Here is a 13,403-nt window from a genome sequence, read left to right as displayed (position 1 = left end):
CCCGGCCGAGGGCACGCGCAAAGCCCTCGCGCCCAATACACATCGGTCTATGAGCGTGCCTGAGGGCCTTCCTCAGCGACACGCTCCACAGGGGGAGGTGCGGAGGAGACCTTCCCTCCGGCGTAAAAAGAGCTGTTTCCGGGGGGCCTCACCCCTCCGGGCCTCCCCATAGCAGGGGCAACAGGACTTCCCAGACACGCTCTATAAACTAAGGAACGCACAAGACATCTGAAAAGTGCGCCGCTCTTCGGCGTGGTGGGGAAACGGAGGAACAGGAACCACAAGAGGAGGTGTGGAGGGGAGCTCCCCTCCACACAAATCCTGCTTTTTTGGCCCGCATCTGCCTTTCTCGGCCCTTTCCACGGGGATCTGGGCCGAGGCCAGGCAGGTCAGAGGCGGAAGAAGGGCCTTTTCCGAAGGGGCTTCGCCCCCCGCGAGGGAGACCGGTAGCGCGTCCATCGTTAGCTTACAATCAGATAAAGAGGATTCCTTGTTGCGCAACAACAAATTAAGACGTCCTTTGATCGTATTGAAAGGTTGGCGGCGCCAAAACTCTTGACAGTAGAGGGAAGCAACCTGTATACTCTTGGCAATTCCGTGTTTCCGTGAACAAGTCACCTGCGATCGCAGGCGAGGTGTGCATTCATCCCATAATCTCTGGCTAAGGGAGGCAACAACATGTACCGAGAGCGCATCGCTCAGGTTTACAATCTGCTCTCACCCAGCTACCGCCGCATCGCGGATTTCCTGCTGAATAACTACCGCGAGGCGGCCTTCATGACGGCAGCAGAGCTGGGAGAGGCGGTCGATGTCGACACCACAACCGTGGTTCGGTGTGCCCAGCGGCTGGGGTACAACGGATATCCCGATCTGATCCGGGATGTGCAGGCACAGGTAAAGGCCGAACTCCAGAGCTCGTATGAGCCGTTGGAAGGCGACACGAGCCCGTCGGCGACCTGGCAGCGATCCCTGCTGCGGGACATCGAGAACCTCCAGCAGACGCTGGGGCTGCCGGCGGAGACGCTGGAGGCCATCATTGAGGCGCTCAAATCCGCCCGGCGGATCCTGGTCATGGGGGCGGGGTACGGCGCCTTCGTGGCCGAAGCCTTCGCCGTTGCCCTGCGTGATCTGGGCATGTGGGCGGATTACGTGCCCGCCGAGGCGATGAGTCAGGCCTTTGCGCTGGGACAGACGGGAGGGGAGGATCTGGTGATCGGGGTGGCCGCCTCGCCCTACGCCGGTGAGGTGGCGGTCGCGCTGGAGCTGGCCAAGGATCGCGGGGCCAAGACCATCGGCGTGTTCGGCTCCTACGCCAGCCCCATCGCCCGCGTGGCGGATCTCAAGGTGTTCGCCTCGAGCAACAGCGGCGGCCCGTTCACATCGATGACGGCCATCACGGCCGTGCTCACCGCCTTGCTGCAGATCCTGGCCCTCAGCGACACGGAGGCATTCGAGAAGCTGCTATCGGAGTTCCAGCGGAACTACCAGATGATCATCTCCCAACGAGATCGGGAGGTCCCCGATCTACAGACCGGAACGGAAGGGGTGGCCAGCGTCGGCTGATCCGCTTCCCAACCGCATGACTACTCGCAACCGTCAAGGTCTTCGGGCGTTGATGGCTTCTCCTCCTAATTCATCTGTTGCGCGGTGATGGGGGTATGCCTACACGGGTACCCCCATCGCCTTTTCTTCCTCCGGTCACCGCACCGGGGCAACGCGTCGAAAACACCCGTCCCGCCGTCATCCTCATTGAGAGGATACATGGCTGCATCCATACCACGGTCTCGATTAGGAGGTGAGGATATGCTACGCTATCGTCTGTTGCATCCGGAGATTCTGGCCGCTCTGGGAGGTGCGGGGCACGGCTCCAAGATCCTGATCGCCGACGGGAACTATCCCTTCTCAACGGGAGCACCTGCGGCCGCCCGCCGGGTCTTCCTGAACCTGGCCCCAGGGCTGGTCAAGGTCACCGATGTGCTGGCCGTCCTGGTGGACGCCATTCCCATTGAAGCCGCCCATGTGATGATCCCGGAGAGCGGGCCAGAGCCGAGCATCTTCGCCGAGTTCCAGCAGATCCTTCCCTCCGATTTGGACCTACAGCGGCTGGGACGCTTCCAATTCTACGATGCCGCCCGGGATCCCAATACCGCCCTGGTGATCGCCACCGGCGAGCAGCGCGTGTACGCCAACATCCTGCTCACCATCGGTGTGGTGCCGCCGCCACAATAGGTGGGTCTTCTCCCACCGTACATGAGCCACTCAAAAAGGCGCAGGGGTACCCCCTGCGCCTTGCATATCCGGGCATCGACGCGATCATCGCTCCAGAAGCGCCCTCAGGAAGAACAACAGATTGGCAGGGCGCTCGGCCAGGCGACGCATGAAGTACGGATACCAATGCGTGCCATAGGGGATATAGACGCGCATCCGATATCCCTCGTCCGCCAGCCGCTGCTGCGCGTCCCGCCGTACCCCGTACAGCATCTGGAACTCGTACGCATCAACGGGAACACGATGGTGATATACGTACGCGCGCACCCGGCTGATGATGCGCTCATCATGCGTCGCGATGGCGGGATAGGCGCCACGCTCGCGCGCCTCCGGCGCCAGCATCATCCAAACCAGGCGGAGGAGGTTCTCGTCCACGTCCTTCCGGGCCGGATACGCAACGCTGGGCGGCTCCGCGTAGGCTCCCTTGCACAAGCGGATATGGGCGATCCCCTCCTCGATAAGGGCCTCCACATCCGCCCGGCTCCGGTAGAGGTACGCCTGGATCACCACGCCGACGTTATCGTAGCTCCGCCGGAGCCGACGATACAGGTCGAGAGTGCGCTGCGTGTACGATGAGTCCTCCATATCGATGCGGACGAAGCGCCCTCGCTCCGCCGCGTACGCGACGATGCGTTCCACGTTCTCATAGCAGAAGTCCTCTCCCAAGTCCAGCCCCAATTGGGTGAGCTTGATGGAAATATGGCTGTCCAACCCGGCCGAGACGATGGCCTCCAAAGCCTCCAGGTACGCATCCCGGCCGGCGATCGCATCGCTCTCCGAGGTCACGCTCTCGCCCAGGTAGTTCAGGGTCGCCATGAGCCCCAGCGCGTTCACCCGCTGGACGGCCGCGATCGCCTCATCCAGGGTCTCGCCCGCGACGAAGCGTCGTGACGCGCGTCGGGCGACGGGAAGGGCAACGATCAGATCCTGCAGGTCTTGGCTACGGGAGAGGGACAGCAGAACATTGCGGAGTAACATGGCCCATCCTCCAGTGGGTAAGCAAGGAGGTCAACCTCCAGCGAGATTGTACCACCTCGCCCGGAGGCGGGCAAAGGGGGAACAACGGGAGTATACCTTCCTGGCGAAGATGCCATGGGTGGATCTTGAGGGGATAGGGCCTCCAGCGGCGCGTGAATGCCGCCGCATCGAACGGCAAGAGGGTGCAACCGTCATCCCTCGCGACGGACGATCCGGTAGCCGCAATACGGCTCGCCGGAGATCATGTGATGCTCCCGGTGGATCGTCGCCTCAGGCAACACGGCCTGGAAGAACTCCAGCTCGGTGCCACACGCCTGCGGGAAGCGCTGGGCGACCTGATGGATGGCGCAGTTGTATTCCCGAAGTAAAAAGGTATCCTCATCAACCTGCTCCGCCTCCGCCAGATACCCTTCCTCCTCCAGGATGCGCGCCAACTCAAACACCTTCTCCGGGAAGGAGAGTCCACCGGTGCGAGCCAGCGCCCGTTGAACCCGGCGTCGAGCGCGTCGCTGGAACAGCTCCCAGACCTTCTCCTCGCCCTCCAGCTGTTCGATATAGCTCAGAAGCTCGTTGGTCAGTTGTCCATAATTCTTCGGGAACAGCTCCTCGGCCAGCTCGGTCAGATGATAGACATGACTGGGCCTTCCCAGGCCGCGCTGCACCGTCGTGTAATAGACGAGGCCGTCCCGCTCCAGCGTGATCAGATGGCGTCGCACCCCCATGGAGGTGATCCCCAGCCGCTCCGCCAGCTCATTGCATGTAAGTCCGCCCGCTTTCTTCAACTCGACAAGGATGCGCCGCCTGGTCGGCTGCACCTGCTCGGCTAACGCGCTATTCCTGGCCATTCTCCTCTCCTCGACCTCTCCAGTAGCCCCACGTCCAACGGCGGGAAGCGATGCCCCCGCGCCCCCATATTCCACCTTATGTCCATCAGTATCATACCACACAAGCCGTATTTTGTAAATAAAATAAGCTTCTAAGGTAGTGTAGGCGGCTCAGACCTTGATTGCGATCAGCCGCACCCTTCAAGGTTTCCCCGTCGTGTCTTCACCGAAAAAGATCCTCTACCCTGGTTTGCCCAGCTTGTGGCGACGTGCTAGAATCCGATGGGGCCCAAAGCGTGTCAGGCGGGGGAGATATGCCAGACGAGACAACCGATCAGAGCAAGCCCAGAGTGGTCGCTCTGATCCCTGCATATAATGAAGTGGCGCAGATCGAGCGCATCGTCCGTGGGGCCTCGGGCTACGCTGACGCAGTCGTAGTCATCGACGATGGCTCGGATGATGGGACGGCCGCGGCGGCCGCCCTGGCCGGGGCCGCGGTGATCGCCCACCCGACCAACCGGGGCAAGGGGGCCGCCTTGCGCAGCGGGTTCACCTGGGCCGTGCGCCACGGCGCCGACCTCGCGTTCACGCTGGATGCCGACGGCCAGCATGACCCCGAAGAGATGCCCGCTTTCCTGGAGATGCACGAACGGACCGGGGCGGATCTCATCATCGGACAGCGCACTTACGCAGAGATGCCCCGCGTGCGACGTTGGGCCAACCGCACGGGCCGACGCCTGCTGTCCCTCGCCATGGGGCAGGACGTGCCGGACAACCAATGCGGGTACCGGCTGTACAGCCGCCGCCTGATGATGCTCCTGCAGGAGATGGAAGGCGAGGAGGATCGCGATCGCTTCAGCTATGAGGTGGAGGTGATCGCCCTGGCCGTGGGAGCCGGCTACACCATCGCCTGGGTGCCCGTCCGCACCATCTATGGCAACGAACAAAGCCACTTCCATCCCATACGGGACAGCCTGGACTTCCTGAGCACCGTCTGGCGCGTGTGGCGGATGCGGCGAGCCGGAGCGCGACATCACGAACGGGCAACGGGATAGATAACCTGCCGCTCGAAGGCCTTTTCACCGTGCGTTTCCAGGAGATCCCCTCGGCCTCTCAGCTGCCGCTCCCGCCCCGACCGGAGGGCCAGGCCACTGTGGTCCCCAAAAGGAGAGGGCACATCCCATGATGAAAACCACACCATTGAAGGCCGTCGTATTCCACAGCGCGCTGGGCTGGATGGGCGTTGTCTATTCTCCCAACGGCGTGGTGGCCAGCCTGCTCCCTCGAGCCAGTGAGGATGCCGCCCGGCGGGCGATATGGGAGGAATTCCCATCGGCTCAATTCGCCCCGGCGGAGGACGCCCCGGACGACATCGTGGCCCAGCTGCAGCGCTACGCGGCCGGGGAGCCGGTGACCTTCCAGGTGGCGCTGGACTGGTCGGGGCACACCGATTTCCGACAGCGAGTCTGGCGGGTGACGCAGAGCATCCCCTATGGGGAGACGCGATCCTATGGATGGATCGCGCGGGCCATCGGGAAGCCGGCCGCGGCGCGGGCCGTAGGGCAGGCCATGGGAGCCAACCCCACGCCCATCCTCGTGCCGTGTCACCGCGTGGTGGCATCCGATGGCGGGCTCGGAGGCTTTGGCGCGGGACTGGACATGAAACGACGCCTGCTGGCGCTGGAACGGGACGCCGTCAAAGGGGGAAGATAGCACGGGCCGCCCATGCGTTGAGCATAAGCCCGCCGAACACCCTCGGATCGTGATTGTGACGTAGAGGGTTGCGCGCTATAATGTGCATGATTGCGTGAGCCGATCACGCGTGTGAATCCCTGGACGCGAGGTATCATACCAATAGATCAAACAGACAGGAGAGACACGATGATGCGACAAGGCACAACCAAGATCCGGCGGTGGTTCTCCGTTCGATGGGTATGGCTGGTCGTGCTGACGTTACTGCTCGCCGCCTGCGTGCCGGCCGGCAACTGGGCCAGCCTGTTCGCCACGGCCACTCCTCCGCCGCCTACGGCTGCTCCGACGCCCACCCCCACCTTCACACCCACCCCCACACCCAGCCCGACGCCTACGCCCACCTTCACACCCACACCGAAGAAGGTCCAGGCGGCCAAGGCCACACCCACACCGGCTCCCACACCGACGCCGGACCAGATCGTTTGGGTGATTACCGAGGACACCATCAACGAGGCGATCCAGAGCGGAATGCTGGACGAGATGGCCGGCGGGCAGCTTCAGGTGAAGGACCTGACCATACGGTTCACCAAGGGCCGGGTCTATGTGACGGCCAGTCAGCTCCGCTACTCCTTCATCAGCCTGAACAACCTGCAAGCCGTCATCAACGTGTGGGCGGAGGGAGGCAAGGTCCGCATCGCCTTCGATCAACTGAAGCCCAGCAATCTGATGACGCGTATGATCCCGAACATGGCGGCCCAGGCCCTGGAGCAGTATACATCTGATTGGTATGTGAAGGATATCCAAATCGGTGAGGGCAAGCTCACGCTCATCGTCCGCCCATAACGGATCCTCCCTGCGGGCCGGGTCGAGGCCGGCCCGGCCCGCAAGTCTCTCTCACGATCCGTCCACCGATTTGCCCACACCCGACCCTCAACGTTGAGGGCTTCTCGCTGCGCCGCGGGAGTAAGAGGATACATGGCCCCCGGATTCAATCCGTCGCCTGATCATCGTCGTAACTTCGCCGCGCTGCTAGGCGACTATTTCTTTTTCGGCGTGGCGCTCAGCTTCATCAACCAGACCACGGTGCTCCCCTCCCTGGTGCGTCAACTCACCGCCTCGGCCCCGCTCATCGGCCTGGTCACCACCCTTCAAAGCGGTGGCTGGCTGCTGCCCCAGCTCTTCGTCGCCAACTACGTCGCCGGTAAGCCGCTCAAGAAGCGTTACATCATCGTCCCGGCCTTCATCGGACGCGTCACCTACCCCCTGCTGGCGTTGGTCATCTGGCGCTGGGCGATCCCTCATCCCCAGATCACGCTGGCGTTGTTCTTCCTCGCGCTGGCCTTCTTCTTCCTGTGCGATGGGCTGGCCAGCGTGCCCTGGCTGGACGTGCTCAGCAAGAGCCTGTCGCCCCAACAGCGCGGCCGGCTGATCGGATTGGCGCAGATGAGCACCGGATTGGCCAGCGTCGGCGTGGGCCTGGCCGTTCGCCGCATCCTGGGCCCCAGCGGGCCGGGATTCCCGGATAACTACGCGCTGCTCTTCGCCATCGCGAGCGGGTTCTTCTTCCTCTCCCTGCTGTCGTTCGCCCAGCTCAAAGAACAGCCAGAGCCGGCGCAACAGGAGCGCGCGCCGTGGACGGACTACCTCTCCCGACTGCGCTCGGTATTGAGCCGAGATCACTCGTTCCGACGGGTCACCATCGTGCGGCTGCTGATCGGCGGGAGCAACATGGCCATGCCGTTCTACGTGGTCTACGCGCTGGACAAGCTCCACTTCGACCCCGAGACCGTCGGCCTGTTCATCTCCGTTCAGGTGATCGGAGGGATCCTCTCCGGCCTGCTGATGGGATACATCAACGAACACCACGGGACGCGAGCGGTGATCCGGCTGAGCGGCTGGCTGGCGATCGGCGCACCGCTGCTGGCCTTGACCATCCCCTGGATCCGCACCTGGCTGCCCGCGGGGCTCCTGCCCTACGCATACGCGATGATCTTCGCCGCACTGGGCGCGCTGGTGAACGCCAACATGGCCGGGTTCGTGAACTACATCCTGGAGATCGCCCCTGCGGAGGATCGGCCGGCCTACATCGGCCTGGCGAACACGCTGAGCAGCGTGGTGCTCGTGGCCCCCTTCCTGGGCGGGTGGATCCTGCAGGCCACCTCCTACCCTGTGTTGTTGACCGTGACCGCCGGATTGTGCCTGGCCGGACTGCTTCTCTCCGGCTGGCTCGAAGAGCCACGCCACCGTCATGTGTCCGCCGCTTCGTCGCAGGGCGCAACGATGTCGCCCTGAAGGCCGTCACCGAGGACGAGCCGAAACGATATATGATGATAAGGAATCTGCAAGGAGTGAGAAAATGCGTATCACGAAAGAAGAGGCTTTAGCCTATCACAGCGAGGGGCGCAAGGGGAAGATCGAGGTTGTGCCCACCAAGCCGACGCTGACCCAGCGTGATCTCTCCCTGGCTTACACGCCGGGGGTCGCCATCCCCGTCCTGGAGATCGCGGAGAACCCGGACCTGGCGTACGAATACACCGCGAAGGGGAACCTGGTCGGCGTGATCTCCAACGGGACGGCCATCCTCGGCCTGGGGAATCGGGGCCCTCTCGCCTCCAAGCCCGTCATGGAGGGGAAGGGTGTCCTCTTCAAGCGCTTCGCCGACATCGACGTGTTCGACATCGAGGTGAACGCCACGGACCCGGACCGGTTCATCCAGGTCGTGGAGGCGTTGGCCCCCACCTTCGGGGGGATCAACCTGGAGGACATCAAGGCGCCGGAATGCTTTTACATCGAGCAGACGCTGAAACAGCGATTGGACATCCCGGTCTTCCACGACGATCAACACGGCACGGCCATCATCTCCGGCGCGGCCCTGCTCAACGCGTGCGAACTGACCGGCCGGCGCCTGGAGGACCTCAAAGTCGTCATCTGCGGCGCGGGCGCCTCGGCCATCGCCTGCGGGGAGTTCTACATCCGATTGGGCGTCAAGCGGGAGAATATCCTCATGGTCGACTCGCGCGGCGTCATCTACGCCGGACGCGAGGAGAACATGAACGAGTACAAGGCCCGCTTCGCCGTGAAGACTGAGGCCCGCACGCTGGCCCAGGCTTTGGAGGGGGCGGACCTGTTCCTGGGGCTCTCCGTCGCCAATATCCTCAACGGCGAGATGATCCAGGCGATGGCGCCGAATCCGATTATCTTCGCCCTGGCCAATCCCGATCCGGAGATCCGCTACGAGGAGGCGCTGGAGGCCCGGCCGGATGCCATCGTAGCCACCGGCCGCAGCGACTATCCCAATCAGGTGAACAACGTCCTGGGCTTCCCCTTCATCTTCCGAGGGGCTCTGGACGTGCGAGCCCGAGCGATCAACGACGAGATGAAGGTAGCCGCCGCCCACGCCCTGGCGGCGTTGACGCGGGAGGATGTGCCGGACTCCGTGCTGAACGCGTACGGCCTGACCTCGCTGCGCTTCGGCCCAGAATACATCATCCCCAAGCCGCTGGATCCGCGAGTGCTGCTGTGGGTCGCTCCGGCCGTAGCCGAGGCCGCCATCAGGACGGGGGTCTCCCGGATTCAGATCGATATCGACACCTACAAGGATGAGCTGGAGGCAAGGCTAGGCAAGGGCTGGGAGTTGATGCGCCGGATCATCAATAAGGCCAAGGAGGCCCCCAAGCGCATCGTCTTCGCCGAGGGCGAGGAACCCAAGATCCTGCGGGCGGCCGCGCAGATCAAGGAGGAGGGCATCGGCACGGTCATCCTGCTGGGGCGAGAGGAGGTGATCCGGCAGCGCATCCGAGAGCTGGGGCTGAACTGCTCTCCCCGGGTGATCACGCCCGGCGCCAGCGAATACGATGAGCGCTACGCCGAGGCGCTGTACCAGATGCGCCAGCGCCGTGGCGTGACCCGCGCGCTGGCCTCGCAGCTGATCCGCCAGCCCAACTACTTCGGCGCGCTCATGGTGGAGCTGGGCGACGCGGACGCCTTCGTCTCCGGGCTGACATACAGCTATCCGGAGGTATTGCGTCCCGCCCTGCAGGTGGTGCACACGAAGAAGGGGATCCACCGGGCAGCAGGGGTATACATCATGATCGTGCGGGACCGGATCTACTTCTTCACCGACGCCACGGTGAACATCGACCCGAGCGCTGAGGATCTGGCGGAGATCGCCATCCTGGCAGCCGATCTGGCGCGAGAGTTCGACATCGAGCCGCGCATCGCCATGCTCTCCTTCTCCAACTTCGGCTCGACGCCTCATCCATTCTCGGAGAAGGTCCGCAGGGCCGTGGAGATCGTGCGGGAACGGCGGCCAGATCTCAGCGTGGACGGGGAGATGCAGGCGGACACGGCCGTGGTCCCGGAGATCATCGACGAACGCTACCCCTTCAGCCGGGTGCGGGACGCGAACGTGCTCGTCTTCCCCGACCTGGAGGCGGCCAACGTGGCGTATAAGCTGCTGCAACGCCTGGGCGGCGCCGAGGCCATCGGCCCCATCCTGATGGGGATCGGGAAGCCGGTGCACGTCCTGCAGACCGGTGACGAGGTGAAGGACATCGTGCGCATCGCCGCCATGGCCGTGGTCGACGCGCAGCGGCGGGAGGCGGAGGCCGACGAGTAGGGGGGTGGCGTCGCCCGGTACGACTTTGTGTTGATGCACACCCAGGGTATAATCCGACGTTGGGTAACCCCCTTGTACGCAAACATCATCAGGAGTGCAGATCCAGATGAAGCTACAACGCTATGACGGCAATCCGATCCTGACCGCCAACCCGGAACGTTCCTGGGAGGCCGGCGCCGTCTTCAACTGCGGCGCCGCGCTGGGCCCCGACGGCCGATTCTATCTCCTGTACCGGGCGATCCCGGCCGGCTATAAGCCCTTCCCCGATCGACACGGCTACGACAACTACATCTCCTACGTGGGCCTGGCCACCAGCGAGGACGGCATACGGTTCGAGAGGGCGGAGGAGCCTGCCCTCTCACCGACGGAGCCGTGGGAGATCTGGGGCTGCGAGGACCCACGCGTCAATCCGCTAGAGATCGACGGCAGACGCCTGTACCTGATCACCTACACCGCCATGTCCGCTCCCGCCTTCTCCGGCCGAGGTGACCGGGTGGCCGTGGCCTCCACGGAGGATTTCCAGGCGTTCACCAAGCACGGCGTGGTGATCCCTGACCTCAACGACAAGGATGCCGTGATCTTCCCGGAGCCCATCGGGGGCAAGATCGTGATGTTGCATCGCGTGCCGCCGGATATCCAGATCGTGTACTTCGACGACCTGGACCATCTCCTCCATCCAGATGAGGCGTTTTGGGCGGACTATCGGGCGCGCCTGGACGACTTCACGATCCTGCGGCGGGAGTTCGAGTGGGAGGCCGACAAGATCGGGGGCGGCTGCCCTCCGGTGAAGACCGACGAGGGCTGGCTGGTGATCTATCACGCCAAGGACGACCAGGCGGTCTACCGGGTAGGTGTGGCCCTGCTGGACCTGGACGACCCCACCCGGGTCATCGCCCGCTCGCCCCATCCCATCCTGGAACCCGAGGCCGAGTTCGAGCGAGTGGGCGACGTCAACAACGTCGTGTTCCCACAGGGGGCCGTGCTGAAGGACGGCGTCCTGTACGTCTACTACGGGGCGGCCGATAAGGTGTGCTGTCTGGCCACCGCCCGCCTGGACGACCTGCTGGACTTCGTCCTCACGCACAAGATCTAAACGAAAATGCTCATATTGGAGTAGGCGACGCTCACGCTCGACAGACAACGCATGCGCCGCCCCCGCGCATGTCGGGCACGCCAATATGAGCGAAGAAGGCAATCAGAGCCCCGGATGGTTGCATCCGGGGCTCTGCACACGATGCCTCCACACCGACCGCCCGACGCCTCCGGCTATGCCAGCAGCTCCAACAGGCGGTCGGGATAGTCGGTGATGATGATGTTCACGCCCAGATCGATCATACGCCGCATGTCGTCCGGCTCGTTGACCGTCCACACGTTCACCGGATACCCCTTGCGGCGTGCCCATTGCATGTACGCCTCATCCACCATCACGTACTCGGGATGGAGCGCATCCGGCCGGGCCCAGGGCCTCAGCCACGCCCGGCTGAGATAGACCGGCAGCCCCGGAGCGTACAGCAGCCCGGTCTCGATTCGCGGGTCCACCTTCTTCAGCCGCCGCAGCGTGAACGGGTTGAACGAGGAGACCAGCACCTGATCGTACAGATCGCGCTGCTGGATGATCCGGGCGACTTCCTCCGCCATGCCATCGTTCCCCATGGAAAAGGACTTCATCTCGATGTTGACCAGCAACCGATCGCCGATGGCATCCAACGCCTCCTCCAGGGTGCAAAGGCGCGTGCCGGCGAACTCCGGGGCGAACCAGCTCCCGGCGTCCAGGCGCTTCAGCTCCTCCAACGTGTGAGACGTCACCCGGCCATGGCCATCCGTGGTCTCATCCAGCGTCATGTTGTGGATGACCACCAGCGCGCCGTCCGATGAGAACTGGACATCCAGCTCCACCCCGTCGGCCCCCATCTCGGCGGCTTTCAAAAAGGCAGGGATGGTGTTCTCCGGCGCGACGGCCTTCGCGCCCCGATGGGCGAAGACCAACGGACGTTCCGGATGCGGATTCTTCATCGCCCTTCCCCACCTTACTTCCCAAACGGCCAGGTCGTGGGCACCGGCTCACCGTGCCGATCCAGCCAATCCAACAGGGCCCGGATGCTGCCGGTGGCCAGCGCGATGCATGTATCGGCGCCGCCGTAGTACAGGTAGATGGTATCGCCATCCGGAGCGATGGTATAGCCACAGGGGAAGACCACGTTGTTCACATCTCCGAACCGCTCGTAGGGCTCCTCGGGGCCGAAGATCCACGAGTGGCCCCGCAGGAGACAACGCTCTGGGGTCTCCAGATCGAACAGGGCCAGCCCCAGCCGATAGAGGCTCCCGGACGCGGTCTGGCGCACGCCATGGTAGATGACCAGCCACCCGCGCGGGGTCTCGATCGGAGGCGGCGAAAGGCCGATCTTGTTGGCATCCCACCAGCCACCGCGTCGCGCCCGCAACATCAGCTTATGGCTTCCCCAGTGACGAAGGTCCGGCGAGTAGGAGATCCATATGTGGGCGCCCAGGGAGCTCATGGGCCTGTGAATCAGCGCCCAATGGCCGCCGATGCGCCTGGGCAGCAACGCCGCGTCCTTGTCCTCCGGGGGCATCACCATGCCGAAGCGCTCAAAGTGCTGGAAGTCCTCGGTCAACGCCAGCGCGACGCCGGGGCCGCCGCGTGAGTACGCCGTGTACGTGACCACATACTTCCCCAGCTCCGGCACGTAGGTGATGCGTGGATCCTCGATGCCCCACAGCTCCTCGGGGTGGTTCTCCAGGTCGGGCACCAGTGTGGGCGCGGGATCGATCTCCCAGCCGTCCACGCCGTTGGCCGAACGCGCCACGCAGAGATGCGAATGCCCACGCCGGTCTTCCACCCGGCAGAGCAGCAGGGTCGTACCGTCCGGAAGCCGGATGGCACCGGGGTTGAAGACGCTGTTCACCGGATAGGGCCAATCCGCCGCCGTCAGGATCGGATTGCGCGGGTGTCGGTGGAAGAGCGTCTCATAATGTCGATTCTCGCTCATCGTGGCTCTCCAACC

General features: G+C 63.9%; 11 protein-coding genes and 1 pseudogene. 8 read left to right on the top strand and 4 right to left on the bottom strand.

Annotation, left to right across the window (positions count from 1 at the left end):
• The first annotated feature begins 678 nt into the window (after positions 1-678).
• Together GXP39_07770 and GXP39_07765 are read left to right on the top strand one after the other, a co-directional pair.
• Complete coding sequence (locus GXP39_07770) at positions 679-1,563, top strand: MurR/RpiR family transcriptional regulator (protein ID NOZ27933.1); 885 nt, start codon at positions 679-681, stop codon at positions 1,561-1,563.
• 240 nt (positions 1,564-1,803) lie between these two features.
• The gene (locus GXP39_07765; GenBank protein ID NOZ27932.1) at positions 1,804-2,229 is read left to right on the top strand and encodes an RbsD or FucU transport; all 426 of its coding nucleotides are present in this window, start codon (positions 1,804-1,806) and stop codon (positions 2,227-2,229) included.
• An 84-nt stretch (positions 2,230-2,313) separates the two neighbouring features.
• On the opposite strand, the gene GXP39_07760 is transcribed toward GXP39_07765, so the two are convergent.
• Together GXP39_07760 and GXP39_07755 are read right to left on the bottom strand one after the other, a co-directional pair.
• Positions 2,314-3,246, bottom strand: a complete 933-nt coding sequence (locus GXP39_07760; GenBank protein NOZ27931.1) for a proline dehydrogenase — start codon at positions 3,244-3,246, stop codon at positions 2,314-2,316.
• A gap of 191 nt (positions 3,247-3,437) precedes the next feature.
• Positions 3,438-4,091 (bottom strand): transcriptional regulator, encoded by a 654-nt coding sequence (locus GXP39_07755; GenBank protein NOZ27930.1) that lies wholly within the window; start codon positions 4,089-4,091, stop codon positions 3,438-3,440.
• A gap of 293 nt (positions 4,092-4,384) precedes the next feature.
• On the opposite strand from GXP39_07755, the gene GXP39_07750 reads away from it, so the two are divergent.
• The 6 genes and pseudogenes from GXP39_07750 to GXP39_07725 all read left to right on the top strand — a co-directional run bounded on the left by GXP39_07750 (position 4,385) and on the right by GXP39_07725 (position 11,473).
• On the top strand, positions 4,385-5,125 hold the full coding sequence (locus tag GXP39_07750) for a glycosyltransferase family 2 protein (protein NOZ27929.1): 741 nt from the start codon (positions 4,385-4,387) through the stop codon (positions 5,123-5,125).
• Positions 5,126-5,306: 181 nt separating this feature from the next.
• Positions 5,307-5,783: a methylated-DNA--[protein]-cysteine S-methyltransferase gene (locus tag GXP39_07745; protein NOZ27928.1), complete on the top strand. Its 477-nt coding sequence runs from the start codon at positions 5,307-5,309 to the stop codon at positions 5,781-5,783.
• Between the two features lie 291 nt (positions 5,784-6,074).
• Positions 6,075-6,179, top strand: a pseudogene (locus GXP39_07740) (energy transducer TonB).
• A 558-nt stretch (positions 6,180-6,737) separates the two neighbouring features.
• The gene (locus GXP39_07735; GenBank protein ID NOZ27927.1) at positions 6,738-8,054 is read left to right on the top strand and encodes an MFS transporter; all 1,317 of its coding nucleotides are present in this window, start codon (positions 6,738-6,740) and stop codon (positions 8,052-8,054) included.
• A 64-nt stretch (positions 8,055-8,118) separates the two neighbouring features.
• Positions 8,119-10,380 carry an NADP-dependent malic enzyme gene (locus GXP39_07730; protein NOZ27926.1) on the top strand — a complete coding sequence of 754 codons (2,262 nt, stop codon included), beginning with the start codon at positions 8,119-8,121 and terminating at the stop codon, positions 10,378-10,380.
• Positions 10,381-10,486: 106 nt separating this feature from the next.
• A complete protein-coding gene (locus GXP39_07725) occupies positions 10,487-11,473 on the top strand; it encodes a glycosidase (GenBank protein NOZ27925.1) in 987 nt (328 codons plus the stop codon).
• Positions 11,474-11,646: 173 nt separating this feature from the next.
• Here GXP39_07725 and GXP39_07720 read toward each other — a convergent pair whose 3' ends face one another.
• Both GXP39_07720 and GXP39_07715 read right to left on the bottom strand, forming a co-directional pair.
• Positions 11,647-12,393, bottom strand: coding sequence for a glycerophosphodiester phosphodiesterase (locus tag GXP39_07720; protein ID NOZ27924.1), 747 nt, complete (start codon positions 12,391-12,393; stop codon positions 11,647-11,649).
• A 14-nt stretch (positions 12,394-12,407) separates the two neighbouring features.
• Positions 12,408-13,388 (bottom strand): glycosidase, encoded by a 981-nt coding sequence (locus tag GXP39_07715; GenBank protein NOZ27923.1) that lies wholly within the window; start codon positions 13,386-13,388, stop codon positions 12,408-12,410.
• Between the last annotated feature and the right edge of the window lie 15 nt (positions 13,389-13,403).

Source organism: Chloroflexota bacterium, from assembly GCA_013152435.1.
Taxonomy (GTDB): domain Bacteria; phylum Chloroflexota; class Anaerolineae; order DUEN01; family DUEN01; genus DUEN01.
Note: the sequence above shows the minus strand (reverse complement) of the source record. Positions and strands in the feature narration are given on the sequence as shown.